The organism is Xylanibacter muris (assembly GCF_013166605.1).
In the GTDB taxonomy this organism is placed as follows: Bacteria; Bacteroidota; Bacteroidia; order Bacteroidales; family Bacteroidaceae; genus Prevotella; species Prevotella muris.
The window spans coordinates 198,894-216,068 of the sequence record NZ_JABKKF010000005.1 but is presented as its reverse complement, the minus strand read 5'-3'; the positions used below and the strand labels follow the sequence as shown (position 1 = coordinate 216,068).

13 protein-coding genes and 1 riboswitch are annotated in these 17,175 nt (G+C 46.4%); of the genes, 6 read left to right on the top strand and 7 right to left on the bottom strand.

The window, feature by feature from the left end; all coding sequences use genetic code 11:
• Window positions 1-20 precede the first annotated feature (20 nt).
• The 3 genes from HPS56_RS07275 to HPS56_RS07265 are packed head-to-tail and all read left to right on the top strand — an operon-like array spanning window position 21 to window position 3,164.
• On the top strand, window positions 21-1,016 hold the full coding sequence (locus HPS56_RS07275) for an NAD(P)H-dependent glycerol-3-phosphate dehydrogenase (protein ID WP_172275496.1): 996 nt from the start codon (window positions 21-23) through the stop codon (window positions 1,014-1,016).
• A gap of 42 nt (window positions 1,017-1,058) precedes the next feature.
• A complete protein-coding gene (locus HPS56_RS07270) occupies window positions 1,059-2,420 on the top strand; it encodes a glucose-6-phosphate isomerase (RefSeq protein ID WP_172275495.1) in 1,362 nt (453 codons plus the stop codon).
• 9 nt (window positions 2,421-2,429) lie between these two features.
• Window positions 2,430-3,164 carry an inorganic diphosphatase gene (locus tag HPS56_RS07265; protein ID WP_172275494.1) on the top strand — a complete coding sequence of 245 codons (735 nt, stop codon included), beginning with the start codon at window positions 2,430-2,432 and terminating at the stop codon, window positions 3,162-3,164.
• 113 nt (window positions 3,165-3,277) lie between these two features.
• On the opposite strand, the gene HPS56_RS07260 is transcribed toward HPS56_RS07265, so the two are convergent.
• The 7 genes from HPS56_RS07260 to HPS56_RS07230 form a co-directional block, all read right to left on the bottom strand.
• Window positions 3,278-4,156 (bottom strand): AraC family transcriptional regulator, encoded by an 879-nt coding sequence (locus HPS56_RS07260; protein WP_172275493.1) that lies wholly within the window; start codon window positions 4,154-4,156, stop codon window positions 3,278-3,280.
• Window positions 4,157-4,432: 276 nt separating this feature from the next.
• Window positions 4,433-6,229 carry a DUF4465 domain-containing protein gene (locus HPS56_RS07255; protein WP_172275492.1) on the bottom strand — a complete coding sequence of 599 codons (1,797 nt, stop codon included), beginning with the start codon at window positions 6,227-6,229 and terminating at the stop codon, window positions 4,433-4,435.
• A 15-nt stretch (window positions 6,230-6,244) separates the two neighbouring features.
• Window positions 6,245-7,459: a YncE family protein gene (locus tag HPS56_RS07250; RefSeq protein ID WP_253952411.1), complete on the bottom strand. Its 1,215-nt coding sequence runs from the start codon at window positions 7,457-7,459 to the stop codon at window positions 6,245-6,247.
• Window positions 7,460-7,480: 21 nt separating this feature from the next.
• Entirely contained in the window at window positions 7,481-9,553 is a 2,073-nt protein-coding gene (locus HPS56_RS07245; protein ID WP_172275491.1) for a TonB-dependent receptor plug domain-containing protein, read from the bottom strand.
• Between the two features lie 53 nt (window positions 9,554-9,606).
• A riboswitch (cobalamin riboswitch) is annotated at window positions 9,607-9,804 on the bottom strand.
• Window positions 9,805-9,944: 140 nt separating this feature from the next.
• Entirely contained in the window at window positions 9,945-11,183 is a 1,239-nt protein-coding gene (locus tag HPS56_RS07240) for a mechanosensitive ion channel family protein (protein ID WP_172275490.1), read from the bottom strand.
• Between the two features lie 80 nt (window positions 11,184-11,263).
• A complete protein-coding gene (dacB, locus tag HPS56_RS07235) occupies window positions 11,264-12,523 on the bottom strand; it encodes a D-alanyl-D-alanine carboxypeptidase/D-alanyl-D-alanine endopeptidase (RefSeq protein WP_172275541.1) in 1,260 nt (419 codons plus the stop codon).
• 50 nt (window positions 12,524-12,573) lie between these two features.
• The gene (locus HPS56_RS07230; RefSeq protein ID WP_172275489.1) at window positions 12,574-12,975 is read right to left on the bottom strand and encodes a hypothetical protein; all 402 of its coding nucleotides are present in this window, start codon (window positions 12,973-12,975) and stop codon (window positions 12,574-12,576) included.
• Window positions 12,976-13,138: 163 nt separating this feature from the next.
• Between HPS56_RS07230 and nadB the strand changes: the two genes are divergently transcribed.
• The 3 genes from nadB to HPS56_RS07215 all read left to right on the top strand — a co-directional run bounded on the left by nadB (window position 13,139) and on the right by HPS56_RS07215 (window position 17,171).
• A complete protein-coding gene (nadB, locus tag HPS56_RS07225) occupies window positions 13,139-14,731 on the top strand; it encodes an L-aspartate oxidase (RefSeq protein WP_172275488.1) in 1,593 nt (530 codons plus the stop codon).
• A gap of 115 nt (window positions 14,732-14,846) precedes the next feature.
• Window positions 14,847-15,083, top strand: coding sequence for a hypothetical protein (locus HPS56_RS13185; RefSeq protein WP_216655771.1), 237 nt, complete (start codon window positions 14,847-14,849; stop codon window positions 15,081-15,083).
• A 1,500-nt stretch (window positions 15,084-16,583) separates the two neighbouring features.
• Window positions 16,584-17,171 (top strand): LemA family protein, encoded by a 588-nt coding sequence (locus HPS56_RS07215; RefSeq protein ID WP_172275540.1) that lies wholly within the window; start codon window positions 16,584-16,586, stop codon window positions 17,169-17,171.
• The last annotated feature ends 4 nt before the right edge of the window (window positions 17,172-17,175 follow it).

Sequence of the window (17,175 nt, the reverse complement as noted above, 5' to 3'; positions counted from 1 at the left end):
ACTGCAACAAAAGAAGAATTATGTTCGATTGCGGAAAAACAGCGATTATCGGAGGTGGAAGTTGGGCTACGGCTATTGCAAAAATAGTCGTGGGGCACACCCGTCACATCGGATGGTATATGCGCCGCGATGACCGTATAGAGGATTTCCGGCGTGTGGGTCACAATCCCGCCTACCTGACAAGCGTACATTTCAACATAGATGAAATAGAATTCTCAAGCGACATTAATAAGATTGTGCAAAACTACGACACGCTCGTGTTCGTAACACCGTCTCCATACATTAAAAATCACCTTAAAAAGCTGAAAACGCGACTTAAGGACAAGTTTGTAATCACAGCGATAAAGGGCATTGTACCGGATGAGAATCTTGTTTGCTCGGAATACTTCCATCAGGTTTATGACGTTCCATACAACAATCTCGCATGCCTCGGAGGACCGTCACACGCAGAAGAAGTGGCACTTGAAAGACTTTCATATCTTACAGTAGCCTGTTCCGACAAAGAGAAGGCGGAAGCCTTTTCAAACATTCTTGTCAGCGATTACATCAAGACAAAAACAAGCAACGATGTCTTGGGCATAGAGTACTCCTCGGTACTCAAGAACGTATATGCCATAGCTGCAGGAATATGCAGCGGATTGAAGTTCGGTGACAACTTCCAGGCTGTGCTTATGGCAAACGCTGTTCAGGAAATGTCAAGATTCCTAAAAGCGGTGCATCCGGTAGAAAGAAACGTGTACGACTCGGCATATCTCGGTGACCTGCTTGTCACCGGATACAGCAATTTCTCCCGCAACAGGACTTTCGGAAGCATGATAGGCAAAGGATACAGTGTTAAAAGCGCACAGATAGAAATGGAAATGATTGCCGAAGGATTCTTCGGCACAAAGTGTATGAAGGAGATAAACCGTCACATGCATGTGAACATGCCAATCCTCGATGCCGTTTATAACATACTGTATGAGCGTATAAGTCCGCAGATAGAGATAAAGCTGCTTACAGACTCTTTCAGATAGAACAAAAAAAAGATTTCCTAACAATTAAAACTCAAAATAACAATGAAAAGTATCAGCTTAGACATCACTAAAGCTGCCCAGTTTCTTTCAGAAGGAACTGTGAAAGCATACGAGCCGGCAGTAAAAGCCGCCCGTGAGGCACTTGAAAACGGCAGTTGCCCCGGTAACGATTTTCTCGGATGGCTCCACCTTCCGTCTGAAATAACACCTGACTTTCTGAAGGAGATTCAGGATTGTGCAGAGGTTTTGCGTAAAAATTGCGAAGTTGTGGTTGTTGCCGGTATCGGTGGCAGTTACCTTGGAGCACGTGCGGTAATAGAGGCTCTCAGCAACTCTTTCGCATGGCTCGTAAATGATGACAGGAAAAACCCAAACATCCTGTTTGCCGGAAATAATATTGGAGAGGATTATCTTGCAGAGCTTTCCGAATATCTCAAAAACAAGAAATTCGGTGTTATAAACATATCAAAATCCGGAACAACGACAGAGACTGCCCTCACATTCCGCCTGCTGAAAAAACAATGTGAGGCACAACGCGGAAAGGAAGAGGCAAAAAAGGTGATTGTGGCCGTAACTGACGCATGTAAGGGTGCCGCGCGTGCGGCAGCCGACAAAGAGGGTTACAAAACATTTGTAATACCCGATAACGTAGGCGGCCGCTTCTCTGTACTGACTCCCGTAGGACTGTTGCCCATAGCATGTGCTGGATTTGACATCGAGGCACTTGTAAAGGGTGCCGCAGATATGGAAAAATCATGTGGTACTGATGTTCCGTTTGAAGAGAATCCGGCAGCCGTATATGCAGCCGTACGAAACGGTCTCTATGCAAAGGCAGGAAAGAAAATCGAAATAATGGTAAACTACCAGCCCAAACTTCACTTCATAAGCGAATGGTGGAAACAGCTGTTCGGAGAAAGCGAGGGAAAGGACAACAAGGGCATATTCCCCGCTTCATGCGACTTCACTACCGACCTCCATTCCATGGGACAGTGGATTCAGGAGGGAGAACGCACCATTTATGAGACCGTAATCAGCATTGAGAAGACGGCAAAGACCATGCTGTTCCCTGAAGATGAAGAGAATCTCGACGGTCTTAACTTCCTTGCAGGCAAGAGGGTTGACGAGGTAAACAAGATGGCCGAACTCGGAACAAGACTGGCCCATGTCGACGGTGGTGTGCCAAACATCCGCATCAGTGTTCCTGAACTGAACGAGTACTACCTCGGACAGCTCATATATTTCTTTGAAGTCGCATGCGGTATGAGCGGACTAATTCTCGGTGTCAATCCATTTAACCAGCCGGGAGTAGAGGCATACAAGAAAAACATGTTTGCCCTGCTCGACAAACCCGGATATGAAGCAGACAGCAAGGCTATCAAGGAACGGCTGGCAAAAGAAAACTAACCGACGTATATGTTCAAAAAAGAGATAGACAATTATATGAAAAGACACGGCTTTGGGCAATTCTGCCCCAAAGCCGTTCTTTTTGACATGGACGGGGTTTTATATGACTCCATGCCAAACCATGCCAAAAGCTGGCATCGGTCAATGAAAGGTTTCGGAATCGACATGCCTGAGGCAAAAGCCTATACATACGAAGGTATGAGAGGTGTGGAAACAATAAAGCTACTTGCAAGGGAACAATGGGGACGCGACCTCTCCGACGAAGAGGCTCAAAAGATGTATAGCGAGAAATCACGTTTCTTCTCAATGTGCCCGGAAGCAGGAATAATGGAAGGAGTGATTGAACTGCAAAGAAAGATAAAACGTGACGGCATGAAGATTGTGGTTGTTACGGGAAGCGGACAGAAATCACTACTCGAAAAGCTTGAAAGAGAGTTTGAGGGTCTGGTAAGAAACGAACTTATAGTGTCAAGCTTCGATGTGACAAGAGGCAAGCCCCACCCCGAACCTTATCTGAAAGGCATGGAGAAAGCCGGTGTGAAGCCATGGGAAGCCATCGTTGTGGAAAACGCTCCGTTGGGTGTCAGGGCTGCCGTGGCCGCAGACATATTCACCGTGGCAGTAAACACAGGACCGCTGCCAGACTCAGACTTAAAAAACGAAGGCGCAGACATTATATTCCCGAGTATTCCTGACTTCAGGGACAAATGGGAAGAACTTTCGGTTTACCGGCAATACCCTTAAGATATTCTACGGTCATGGCATATTATACGGTAATATTGCAGGAGGCGGAAATCCCCGAATATGGATATGGGGATTCCGCCTCCTGTTATTCCATGCCGCCACTGGCATTTTCTTTATTTCACGACCACATTCCGCATCTCACTCGGCTTTCTGCCTGTCTTTGCCTTAAACTTTGCCGAGAAATAATCCGGTGAATCAAAATTCAGCTGGTATGCTATTTCCTTTATACTCATATTTGTTGTAGTCAAGAGCTCTTTTGCACGCTGAAGCCTCAAATCCTGTTGATATACAGCAGGACTGATACCGGTATATTCCTTGAAGAGCTTTCTGAAATTAGAATAGCTCATGCCCAATTCCTCCGCCACTTCCTGTATCGTAAGGCTGCTCTCCAAAGCCTCCCTCACTCTCAGCTGTGCACGCCTTATCATATTTACATGCATCTGATTCTTACTGAGTACAATATTCCGTTCAAGAGAATACATCAACCCCAAAAGATGGTTGACAATGCCGGCAAGAAGCTGATTGGTGTATGCCTTCTCTTCAAAGGCCGCATTGAGTGCGGAATCGTAGAGTCCTACAACAGCCGTGGAAAAACCTACATGATATATCGGCTTATCCGGAGAAAGGAAGCCGGCAGAAACGCGGTCGTCCATATTCTTTCCGCGGAAGCCTATCCAATAGCTCTTCCATCCCGTCTTGTCGCCCGGATGATAAGTATGCCATTCCCCTGGAAACAGAAGAAACAAATCTCCTTCATGAAGGACAACCTCTTTCTGCCTGTTGGTCGAAAGGACTCCCTCACCCTCAAGGACATAAAGAAGCTGATATTCATTCAAGACACGCCCCTCGTCCAATTTAAAGTAATAGCCGTCGGCATGCCCTAACGTTGGATATGGGTCGCCTGGCTCAAGTTCCTCGTAACCGACAGTACTTATAGTCAGTCCCCAAAGGAGGTCTCTTTCATTCGCAACAAGATATCGACTTCTTTGCATACATCATTTCCGTTTTTTGACAGGCAATGAGGCTATACATGTATATAGTTATCTGCCGTCTGTTTCACTCATTGTCTACAAAGATAAATATTTTTACCTGAACTGCAAAGAAAATGAAAAGAAAACGCGCCATATCACTTCAAAAGTGAAGAATACGGAGTTTTTCAAATGAGAAATGAAAAGAATAATGAAAGAATCATAAGAAACGGCTGCAGACACCGCCAGGCGGTAACTGCAGCCGAATCGTGTCAAGCCTCTATGAGAATATGGCCTAAACTACCTCACAAGGATCTTTCTGGTTGTCCCGTCGCTCATCTTTATGATATTCACACCCTGTATAGGTGCGGCCACAAGTTTTCCGTCAAGAGTATAACGCTCTATTTCATATACACAGGCATCACCGTAACCGGCAAGCGGACCGGATATTCCCGTGCCGTCATCCTCACCGTTGAAATTATCCATACAGAAATAAGACGGGGTATTGAGTCCCCATGCACTCTTATCCGAACCGTCGAGAGTAAATCTTATGCTCACCACCTTGCCGAGAGACGTAAGGTCAACCCATCTCCATGTGTCGACATAATACCGTTCTGACACCACAGGCGAACGGTAGTCGGCAAGATAATATTCCACACATGACTCTGTACCGTCGGCATGGACACCGGTGAATATCACCTTGAAGAAGTCGCCTTCCCCGAACTTCTTTGAATATGCGTCACCGTTCTTTATAGAATTGAGAGTATATGCGGAATTTGTGATGTAAAGTCCTCGTACAATGTCACCGTCAGCCTTGTTGAGTACTTTTATCATACCTGTATTATTTGCCACGACAAAGGTCTTTGAGCCGTCATATCCCGAACCGACGGCACAGTTATACTGGTCGGCAAGCGTCTCATATTTGGTGTCGGTGCTTGCAGAATATGCGAATCCGCTCCATGACCCCCAATCAAGACTATAATTATTGCTGAAAGAATATGTTCCGCTGGCAAAAGTCCCTTCAAGCTGACTGTCGCCGTAATCTCCCGTAACAGGACGCCCCGTAATATCAGGACCGCACCATGCGCCACCGTCATTGAGGGTAAGATTCTCAAATGTTGCCGTGACCGCACGTTCGGAGTCTGCTCCGTTCATACGTGCCACTGACTCGTCAAGATGAAGGTCGAAGGCATTTGTAATCTCAGTAGACACCTCTCCTACCCATCCGCAGTTTTGGTTTGCAGCACAATACACCCTAACAAAATCTATCTTATCGAGATACACAGGATTACGGTTCTCATCCACTGCCCAGTCTATATTGAAACTGCATGCCGTGGAATCGTTGTTCGGCTTATTGTCCACATATCCATAGCGGTAGAACATAAGTACCCACTGGCGTCCGGCACCGTCGGTATCCACTGCATTTTCAGGAAGGAGCGTCCCTTTGAAAGAAAGGTCGCTTCCTGTCAGCCAAAGCGGGTAATACTCCTGTTTGTGCACATTGTTCCGTAGCACATAGCCTGAACCGCCCATATTGTCGGTCCATGCCACATCCTTCATCGCATCATATCTGTATGTGATACCATATCCAAACTTAACACTTGCCGAGCTGTCGGTGTCGGCACTGCCTCTTAGCTCATACCATTTGTCATCAGGCAATCCGTTGCCGTTATCGTCTCGCGACACCATCACAATCCCAGGCTCGGCACTTCCTCCCAATTTGCCATATCCCTCAAACAATGAGGCAGTAGCGTTGCCTGCAATATATATGTCGTTATGACCGCGCACGTTTGCAACGCTATGGTCGAAATGAAACGTAATATATCCTCCAAACCCTCCGAGAGATACCATTCCGCGGTTGTTGCCGGCTATCATTTCAGTACATTTAGCTGCCATAGCCTCAGCATCGTCACCTTCAGAATACTCCGGATATACATTCACAAACTGTCCGGGTGCAGGCACGTACTCGTCCACAGCCTTTATGTATTTCGAATACTTTCCGTCCGTGCCCGTCTGGGCAATTGCGTTTCCACCGGTTGTCACGGCGGCAAATGGCATTGTCAATGCCAATGATAAATTCAGTAATACCTTATTCATATATACCATTGATTATTAATTTTTCCTTTTTTCCGTAACGAATGCGGCACACCCAGGTATGTCCCCCGTCCTTATGCTTATATCGAACACTCCATTGGAATCAAAGTGCAACAGCGAACCGCTCGACACATAATCTTTAGCGTCCATTACGTAGAAGTCTCTCGAAACGGGATTAACGATTATTCCGTATGGCTTTTTCATCTTCATAAATTCCGGAGATGACGAAAGCGATTCGGACACGACCTGTCTCGTCCTGACATTGATGATACCGGAAGAGAATGTTCCGTAATCCGAATTATACATCTGGCTCACACCTATATAGTACAGTGAGTCGCCCACTATGCACATATCCGTGACGGTCACGTCTAACGAGTCTGCCTTCACCATCCCCCTGCCTCCGGCATCTTCCATGACATAAAGTCTTTCCGGATTGTCAAAATAGTCACCGCGTGAAGTCACCCACACCTGTCCGTAACGGTCGGAACGACAGCGGTGGAGATTTACCGCCACGTCTATCTTACGCTCTTCCCTGAACGTCTCAAGATCTATCACGCTCACGGTACGGTCATACCCCCTGCTGTTGTAGCCACCGCTGTTGGCCACATACATCTTATTACCGACAATGGCCATCTCTTCGGGCTGAAAGCCAACCGTGACCGAATCCGTCTTCTTCAAGGTGAGGGTATCCACCTTATATACTCGCCCAAGACGCCCCTTGCCACCAAGTTCCACCGGTCCCACGTATGAGCTTACATAGGCGTAACCGTCTTTGAATGCCAGATACCGGCAGTTTGGAATATCTGTCTTTCCTATCTTTCTCGCTGAAAACGCATCGGCCACTTCCACCTTATTTGAAATGTTTATCACCATCCACAGCCTGCTGCCGTATACGCCAATGTCATTACCCACGTCGCCAAGTTCCTTCACTTCACCGGGATTACGCTCAGCATAAATGTTACGGTAATACAGGCCTGTCGTTTCCTGACCGGAAAGGTCAAGATAATCAAGCGTACACTTGTTTGACCCCATGTTTCCCTCATTAAGAACATACATACCCTTTATTCCTTCCGAATACACCGACATACCGGAATCTTCTGTCTCAGAATACATCACATACTCGTCTCCGCGGCATGAAGCCATAAGTAGAAATACCACAAATACCATCCATACATTATTATATGGATAAGACAATGCCTTCAATACACGCTTATAAAAAATTCCGGTTTCCATATCTGTTCTCTTTTATCATTATCATAAACTTGCCTCAAGCGTTATACCATAATTACGCTTGGGCATAGGATAGTTGAGAATCACATCATAGTCCTGGCTGAAAAGGTTGTTCACCTCAACCGTCATGCGCCAGGAAATGCCTGCGATACAACACTTGTATGTAAAACTAATGTCACTTGTATACCACGGCTGGAGATAATTATAACGTATGTTCTCTTTCTGGCTGTAACGCTCACCTGCATATATGAAGCTGTAGTTCATGTCGAAGCCCATATAAGACAACGACATCAGAAACGAACCGCTATGCCATGGAATATACGGTATTTGATTTCGGTAATAGGTATCGGCAGGGTCTGTCACGTCTATGGCCTTCTGATACGTATACTGTATGCGCGATGTAAGCGTGAGATTGCGTACCGGTGATGCCGTAGCTCCTGCCGACACATCGACACCTGTTATATGCACGCGTCCGAGATTGAGCATTGTCCAGCGGAACTGCTGCCCCTTCGGATACGCCACAATCTTGTCATGTATTGAATTGTAATACATGTCGGCCTGAATCGACATGGCTTTCAACAGGCCGCGGCCGTCGTTGCGCCCCAACGTGAACCCCAAGTCATACTGAAGCGCAGCCTCAGGCTTGAGCATGGCATTGCCTATATCCGTATAGTAAAGATCGTTGAATGTCGGCATACGGAAGCTTTTCTTTGCGTATGCCCTCAGCGTAAGCATGTCATTGCCCATCGGACGCACGCTCACAAACAGAGCCGGAGTGTATTCGTGTCTTGCCGGCTGCGACATGCCTATGTCGGTATGGTCCTTAACGAATGTCGCAAGCAAGCTGGCCTGAGCGGTAACGGTTCTGCTGTCAAAGGCTGTTGCAAGCGATGCCATATTCTGATAACGCCTGGGATTCACAAAGTTACGCATGTCGCTGTCGAGTCTGTTCCATTTGAAATCGTATGACAATGACGCGCTCCATCCTCTCGATATCTCGTATACATTGGCCGTGGATACGTATATCTCCTGCTGACGGTATGTATTGTCGACCGGCATCTGTGTAGTGTCGTTATTCACATAGTGTGTGTCATAATAGGCATATTTCATCTTCAGTTTGGTGTCCATCCGCGGTGTCAGCGTTTTCTGTAATGACACCTGACCGAAAGTATTGTGATCCCACTGCCGCTCTCCCCTCCTCCACACATTGTTGACAATGGCACCGGGTATTCCACGCTCCGAATGATATGTGTAAAGTTTTGCACTCCAGCTGCCACGGTCGACAAGTCCGAAAACATTCGCCTCGCCACGGAAAGCCCAAATATCACCGTTTTGCCGTATTGCCGTGGTATCGTATGCTGTGGTGCCGTCCATATTCATACGTCTGTATCTGAATTTATACTTTCCGCTCGACGACAAAGCTCCCACATTCACAGAGGCGGACAAAGACTTGGATAGTCTGCATTCATAGAGCAAGGAACCTTTATATGTATCGCTCGAAGCATATCTGAATTTTGCCTTGACGTTATTATTACGCGTGCCGAATGACGGACGCCGCGTCCTGATATACACCGAACCGGCATTTCCGAAGTCTGCGGCCGACTGGAATATCTGACTTTTCTGACCGTTGTAAAGGCTTATCTCATCTACATTATCGAGCGAAAACTGCCCTAAGTCTATTTGCCCGTTCTGGGCATTGCCCAACTCAACGCCATCGTAAAACACACCGAGATGATTTGTTCCCATACTGCGTATGTTCACAGTTTTTATTCCTCCTACTCCTCCATAGTCTTTCACCTGGAGTCCGGAAAAATATCTCAATGCATCAGCCACCGAATGGGATGAGAGTTTCTCAAGTTCCTTTCCGTCAAGCTTCTGCATGGGAATGACATCGCGACGGCTGCGGACTGCGGTAATCTCCACTTCCTTTATGCTGTACACACTGTCGGATACCGGTCCGGATGAAACGCTGTCGGCCTCAGACTCCACAACGCTCCTGACCGGACTTCCGCCCGAATCATACCGGTGACTGCCGCAAACAGCGGTACATCCCAGGCACAATATCCCCGCAAATAAAGATTTCCTTATAAAGAACATGACCCAAATTTTTCTTCACCACCGTCCTCGAGGCCGTGAAGCGCAATCGTTTTTGCCGTTATATCCGCAAGGCAGGTCTTCTGACTTTCCGCCCGGAAACAGACGCCTTCCCAAAAATGTTCAGTGGCATATTGTCAGTCTCCGTAATAATAAGGGCGGAACACAGCAGCGGGACTGTACAGGAATCTCACCTGTTTCCCTCTTCATCCTGCCTACATGTTTCAAGCCGCACCACACGGTAAAAACAGTCAGCAGAACTGGACACATTCATATTATGTGAACCGTTGCGGATGCAAAGATAATGCTTTTTCGCCATACACAACAATAAAAACACAAAATTCAGTGTTTAGGGCATAATGTCCATGAAAAGAACGTACGGCTTTCCTGCATCCTACCTGTCCGAATACCGCTGATAAACTTTCAGGCCGAAATCCGGTATTACAGCATATACATATTCCATTATGCCGGCAAGCAGGTGTTCATAACGAACCCATTCTTTCTCCTTAAGAAAGAAATAGAACTCAATTGGAAGCCCGGTGTTCGTGGCTTCAAACTGCCTCACCATCATATACAAATCTTTATTGACTGCCGGATGGGTGCTCAGATAGCGCTCCATATAATTTCGGAAAAGCGTAAGGTTAACCGGTCCTCGACCCGCTTTGGGATGCTTCCTGCCATCGGAAGCACCTTTTCTTGCCCCACCGGAACCGACGTTTGCCGCAACCTTCATTTCCTCCTCCGTGAAATATCCTTTGGATATGAGTTCCTTCCTCAATGCTTCTCCTGCAATAGTAATGCTGCGGAAATCGATATATACCACGCGGGCCACCCGCCTGCCCTCACCCTGCTGCATGCCTTTCCAGTTTTGAAACGTATCGTCAACAAGCGTCTGAGGAGTGATGGTGACGATGGTCTTGTCGAAATTTCTTACCTTCACTGTCGTGAGCGTAATATCTTCCACAATTCCGTTTATACCGGCTTTCTCAACCGTTATCCAGTCGCCTTTCTGAAGCATGTCGTTGCTTGTGAGCCTGACACCGGCCACAAGACCGGAAATAACATCCTTAAACACAAGCATAAGTATGGCCGACGTTGCTCCGAGACCGGCAAAAAGCGTCAGCGGACTACGGTTTATAGCTATCGCAACAATAATTATCAGCGATATGAATATCGCAATAATCTTCATAACACCGCAGAACGTATGGAAATACTGCTCCACCACCGTGCGATGCTCGCCTTCAAGCTTCTTCATGGAGTCTATCAAGGTAATGACAAGCCATGTGGACGCCACCGTTATGTAAATGGCGGTAAGACGCCGCAGCACTTCCTCAAAAACAGGATACTCATAGAATATATGAGGCAGAAGTTTCCAGATAACTATTGCCGGAACAATCTTACATGCCGCACGCATAGTACGTACATTGAATACTTTCTCATCCCATTCTATGGATGTCTTTATTGTCAGTTTTCTTACAAAGGGCAACACCAGACCACGGCACACAAAATAAGATACGAGTGAAAGGATTACAGCGATAGCCACCATCACGAAATGTGCAGACACCGTCGTCCAATAATCAGAGAAGCCCAACGACTCCATAATCCCTTCAACATATCCCCTTATGGTTCCCATACTCTTCATTACACCCTAAACTTATATAATATGACAAAATAATAATCTCAGACATTCATCGTCCTTACCGTACATCTGCTTCAGGGCATACACAGTGCCGTACATACACGGTCCTGAAAGTTGCGTCCGGCCCTGCCTTGCATAAGCCCCTGGTTTATGATTGAAAAACACAACACATGGCCGTTTGGAGCCGTGCAATATCCCGCAAGGGAGCTTATCCCTGTAAGAGTCCCGGTCTTTGCATGCACGTTTCCTTCGGTAAAGCTTCCTTTCATACGCCTACGTAATGTACCGTCATGCCCGGCTACAGGCATCGACGGATAAATATGAAGATATATGTTGGAATTGCGGTAAGCGTATCTCAAAAGCGCCACCTCTATCTCCGGTGACACGTAATTGTACAATGACAAGCCGCTTCCATCGGCAATTTTGCACGACGGGCCGGCACCGGCCTTGCCTATAAGTCTTTTTATGATATCCCGTGCATGCGAAACCTTAGCCGGCCTGGCTCCCGTCGAAGCGGCAATCTGATACAGCATGGCCTCGGCATAAAGATTATCGCTGTCCTTCATCATCCCCATCAGTATCTGGTCTATCGTGTGCGTCCTGACACATATCTGAAACGCACCGGCCGGAACGGCACCCTCGGAACAGGAATCGCCCACAACAATACCGGCGTTTCTCAAGCCGGCAATGAAACGCCCGGCAAACACGTCCCTACGGGATATGAGCAACGGTGAAAGCACAGGATTATCATCATCCCAACACCATCCTTCACCGAATTTATCAGAATCCTTCATCGTCTTGTCGGCAAACACTCCGCCGCGTATCGTATCTATGCCCATCCTGCGGATACTCTCCACAAACGCGCTCATGTCGTCGCCATTGAAACATGGGTCGAAACCGCCCACACAATATACGTCTCCATCAAGAACATTCCTGTCCACAGTGCCCGTATAATACAAAGAGGTCTTAAACCTGTACGAGCCTCCAAGCCTGTCTATAGCCGCTATAGCCGTCAAAACTTTCATTGTGGAGGCCGGACGCATCAGCTGTTTCTCGTTATACCCATAGATTACGCTGTCTGCCGTAAGATCGTAGACCAGAAGTCCTACCTGCGATGTGAGAAACATTTCATCTTCCAACAGCCTGTCTATTCTCTGCTGAACATTCAACGGCCACGCGCAAACACTGTCGCATACGGCAGAACCGGCATACAGAGTGTCAGTCCCGGGGGCATCCTCGGCTTCTGTCATCATGTCATCCTGTGCCGACACCGCCTGCAACGACAAAAACATCACAAGCAGCACCACTGCTCTCAAACTAAACTTTCCTGACATCACGGACAACGTCATAGGAAAGTCGGAAACATATCCGGCAACACTAAACTTCATTGCAGTCTTACTTTATTTATCTTTTCAGTCAAAACATTGACAAAATCACACGGATTATATGGCTTGACACTCACACGACGGCCGTCACCGCATACAATCAGCACATACGTGACAAGAAGTAGCCGGCCATTTACCCTTTCTACCTTAACAATATCGCCCAACGGCACTTCAACCGTTGGTGAGAAACGTCCGCGGATTATACGCAGGCAACCGGCCGTAAGAACATACTTTGTATGTATCTCACGCTCTACCACAACAATGACGAGTATGACTATCATAACCCCCACCAAGGCATTATTGCCCGACGGATGCCAAAAGAAAGACAAAGCCAGAAAGGAAAGCATCACTGCAAGCAATACCGATGAAACCGTCAGACGATGGTGAAAAGTTCTGTCCATATAATTTGTTTTGCTTACAAAATTACTCAAAATCAATTTAAATACAAAATAATAACCTCCATTTCAGACTGACTGTTAACGCACATGGTGTAAAAAAGAATGGATTCGTTTTGATTTATCTGCCATTTGCTGTATCTTTGCAGACGTAATTCAAAAATACATTATGGTTTTTAAATATGACTTTTTGATTATCGGCGCAGGTGTTGCCGGTATGAGTTACGCCCTTAAAACAGCAAGAGCGCACAAAGGAAAAGTGTGCATAATATGCAAGACTTCGCTTGACGAGGCCAACACATCATTTGCACAAGGAGGTGTTGCATCTGTCACAAACCTGAAAACAGACAACTTTGACAAACATATAGAGGACACTATGATTGCCGGCGACTACATAAACGACCGCCGTGCTGTCGAACAGGTTGTAAGAAACGCCCCGGAACAGATTGACGAACTGGTAAAATGGGGAGTGAGCTTCGACCGTAATGACCGCGGAGAATTCGATCTGCACCGTGAGGGAGGACACTCAGAATTCCGTATTCTACATCACGCCGACGACACCGGTGCGGAAATACAACGCGGACTGATGAGTGCGATACGCTCAAACCCTGATATCACGATAAAGGAAAACCACTTTGCCGTGGAAATAATAACACAACATCATCTCGGAGCAAGGGTGACAAGACGCACACCATATATCCACTGCTACGGGGCATACGTCCTGAATCCTGATACGCAGAAGGTGGATACATACCTCAGTAAGGTAACGATAATGTGTACAGGAGGCTGCGGGGCCGTCTATCAGACCACGACAAATCCGGTAATAGCCACGGGAGACGGTGAGGCAATGGTATACCGTGCAAAAGGGACAGTGGCCGACATGGAGTTTGTACAGTTCCACCCCACCGCACTGTACCATCCGGGAGAGACACATCCGGCATTCCTTATCACCGAAGCCATGCGTGGATATGGCGGCATATTGAAACTGCCAAACGGAGAGACTTTCATGGAGAAATACGACGAGAGGCTTTCACTCGCCCCGCGTGACATCGTGGCACGTGCCATAGACAAGGAAATGAAGACACACGGCCTGAGCCATGTATGCCTTGATGTGACACACAAGAACCCGGAAGAAACCAAAAGGCACTTCCCAAACATTTACATGAAATGCAAATCCATCGGCATAGACATCACCACGGACTATATACCGGTACGCCCGGCCGCCCACTATATGTGCGGAGGCATAAAGGTTGATATCAACGGCCAATCGAGCATCGAAAGGCTTTACGCCCTGGGTGAGTGCGCATGCACAGGACTGCACGGAGGCAACAGGCTTGCAAGCAATTCCCTGATAGAGGCAGTGGTATACGCCGATGCCGCCGCAAGACATTCACTGGCACACATCGACGAATATGATTTCAACGACAAGGTGCCGGAATGGAACGACGAGGGCACACTCACCAACGAAGAGAAAGTACTGATAACGCAAAGCGTGAAGGAAGTCGGAGAGATAATGAGCAACTATGTCGGAATAGTGCGCAGCGACATGCGCCTCAAACGCGCATGGGACCGCCTCGACATGCTGTATGAGGAGACAGAGAACCTGTTCAAAAGAGTAAAGGCCAGCCGCGACATTTGTGAGCTGCGCAACATGATTAACGTCGGCTACCTCATCACCCGATGGGCCATAGAACGAAAAGAGTGCCGCGGACTTCACTTCACGATAGACTATCCACACCATGCATACGACAAACAACGGTAAAGAAGCATTATAAAAAAAACAGCGGGATGAGGCGTTTTCTGTCTCATCCCGCTGTTTTTATACTAATTTCATCTACTAAAAACCATACAAAGATTATTGAAAGCCGCCGAAAGCAATGAAAAAGATTGTAGCGATTATCGAAAAAGTAGCCGACGGAGAATACGGCATCTATGCTGATGGTGGTATAACAGATGTTTCGAGACAGAATACCGTTATGACATGCCCGATTTTCTTCCTTGCATTTCCATTCATCAATGCTTCCGAGTTCGCTAAAAGCATTGGCATAAACCCTTCCTTAATGCGGAAATATAAGAATGGGCTCGTCAAGGCAGTGCCGGTAGAAAGGATTTGATACAATATAAGTTTGACTTTTCCGAAAGCGTCTCAATGAATGCCTCAAAATAACCTCCGTATGTTATTATCCTACGTTCAGGATACAAAGATACGAAAAGTTTCTTTATGTGGCAACAGAAACAAAATGGTTTTCTATTTACAGCAATTTTTAGGTATGTTGTCTTTGCTTTTCTTAACTGACTATAATCCAGATTTATTCCGCTTTAACGGTTATCTACTTGCCTCAATGGGGGGCAGGTTATAGTAGGGACATGCCTTTGGCATGTGTCAGGCTTGAACGCCTCCATATCCCTATTCATTAAACTCGTCTGACACATCGCAAAGCGATGTCCATACTCGTGGAAGGAGCCACTCCGGCTCCCCAAAGGGGAGAGAAAGGAAGAGCATGTGGAAGCATCAGGCATGTATACTGACGAAAACGCTCATCCACAATGTGTTTCTACTTTCATTACATGAAGATGAAGAGAATAATTCTGAAATATTAATTCCTTATTGGATTAACATGAAAAAGAGACAATCACAAAAAAACTTCAAACAAAAGAAGAAGACACACTTTGGGGCCATAAAATACACAAAACAGCCATGACTTGGCCAAAAAACCTTGCCGGAAGTCAGAATAACAGTGTTTTGGATATAAGACTTCCATATACGAATCCAAGCAGAAACACACGAGAGCAATTGAATAAGAAATACAAGGAAAAGCCCGGCGACCAACCAGGAAAAAGCCGTTCCCTAACCGAAAAACGGCCGTTATCAAACCATCCGACTACAGTCGGACGACCTTCCGACTTAAGTCAGACGGTTTTCCGACTTAAGTCGTCCACCTTTCCGACTTAAGTCGGAAAGTAAAAGGATATGCCGATTATGATTTGAGAACAGCCTGATTGCGGTTTGAGAACAGACACCGACATAGTTATAAACCGAAGCATATCAAGTCCCCTGATTATATGCATATTTTTCCATTGAAGAACTCGTATTCACCGAAGTGTAACATAAACTATTACATACATTGGAGATTCGGCTTTATCCGGTTGTAGAAAACGGACTACCCTTAGTATTCCAAAGGCAGTGACAAGCATCAAAGGAAGTACTTTTGCATTATATATTCCACACCGTCAAGCATAAAAACACGTATAACCAATAGTGTGCTGTTTAACCCAAAGAAGACCGAACCTTGTGCTATATTCATGAACATTGTTTTGAGACACTGTGTTTCACAGACAATCTCCATGCCTTATACATGCCTGACATTCTCTGAAAAAAAACAAAAAAGTTAAAAACTTCATGGCATACAAACGCTTTTACAGTATCTTTGCATAAAACAGGCGGCACCTCAGCAATTTGAAACAAGTTTCATTGCATTCGGTTTGCACTGTATTTGCATAAGACAGACGAAACCTCGGCATTTCGTCCTGCAACATCCTCTACGGAGCGTTTGCTTACAGAAAATTCACATTATAATATATTAGTATTTACAATAAAAACATCATTTATGGATATCAAGAAACATTTGGGATGGATTATAGCAGGCGGCATTATTGTCGTTCTTCTGCTTTGGGGTATCACCGGTTACAATGGCATGGTGTCAATGGACGAGGGCGTTCAAGGCAAGTGGGCAAACGTAGAGACACAATATCAGCGCAGGGCCGATCTGATACCGAACCTTGTCAACACAGTGAAAGGCTATGCGAAACATGAACAAAGCACCCTCGAAAACGTAGTCAAGGCACGCAGCGAAGCAACAAGCGTGAAAATTGATCCGACAAACATCACCCCCGAACAGATGGCAAAGTATCAGAAAGCACAAGGGTCTGTTTCGGCAGCACTCGGAAGACTGCTGATGGTGGCGGAAAACTATCCTCAACTGAAAGCTAATGAAAACTTCCTTGAACTTCAGTCGCAGCTCGAAGGAACGGAAAACAGGATAACCGTGGCCCGCAAAGACTTCAACGATGCAGCCAAGGCTTATAACGTGGCAATACGCAGATTTCCCAAAAACATACTTGCAGGATTGTTCGGATTTGAGAAAAAAGCATATTTTGAAGCGGAAAACGGTACGGAAAAAGCTCCTGAAGTAAAATTCTAACAGC

Coding starts and splice junctions, on each gene's coding strand:
- HPS56_RS07275 (WP_172275496.1), top strand. CDS start 21: ATGTTCGATTGCGGAAAAACAGCGATTATCGGAGGTGGAAGTTGGGCT.
- HPS56_RS07270 (WP_172275495.1), top strand. CDS start 1,059: ATGAAAAGTATCAGCTTAGACATCACTAAAGCTGCCCAGTTTCTTTCA.
- HPS56_RS07265 (WP_172275494.1), top strand. CDS start 2,430: ATGTTCAAAAAAGAGATAGACAATTATATGAAAAGACACGGCTTTGGG.
- HPS56_RS07260 (WP_172275493.1), bottom strand. CDS start 4,156: ATGCAAAGAAGTCGATATCTTGTTGCGAATGAAAGAGACCTCCTTTGG.
- HPS56_RS07255 (WP_172275492.1), bottom strand. CDS start 6,229: ATGAATAAGGTATTACTGAATTTATCATTGGCATTGACAATGCCATTT.
- HPS56_RS07250 (WP_253952411.1), bottom strand. CDS start 7,459: ATGGAAACCGGAATTTTTTATAAGCGTGTATTGAAGGCATTGTCTTAT.
- HPS56_RS07245 (WP_172275491.1), bottom strand. CDS start 9,553: ATGTTCTTTATAAGGAAATCTTTATTTGCGGGGATATTGTGCCTGGGA.
- HPS56_RS07240 (WP_172275490.1), bottom strand. CDS start 11,183: ATGGGAACCATAAGGGGATATGTTGAAGGGATTATGGAGTCGTTGGGC.
- dacB (WP_172275541.1), bottom strand. CDS start 12,523: ATGTCAGGAAAGTTTAGTTTGAGAGCAGTGGTGCTGCTTGTGATGTTT.
- HPS56_RS07230 (WP_172275489.1), bottom strand. CDS start 12,975: ATGGACAGAACTTTTCACCATCGTCTGACGGTTTCATCGGTATTGCTT.
- nadB (WP_172275488.1), top strand. CDS start 13,139: ATGGTTTTTAAATATGACTTTTTGATTATCGGCGCAGGTGTTGCCGGT.
- HPS56_RS13185 (WP_216655771.1), top strand. CDS start 14,847: ATGAAAAAGATTGTAGCGATTATCGAAAAAGTAGCCGACGGAGAATAC.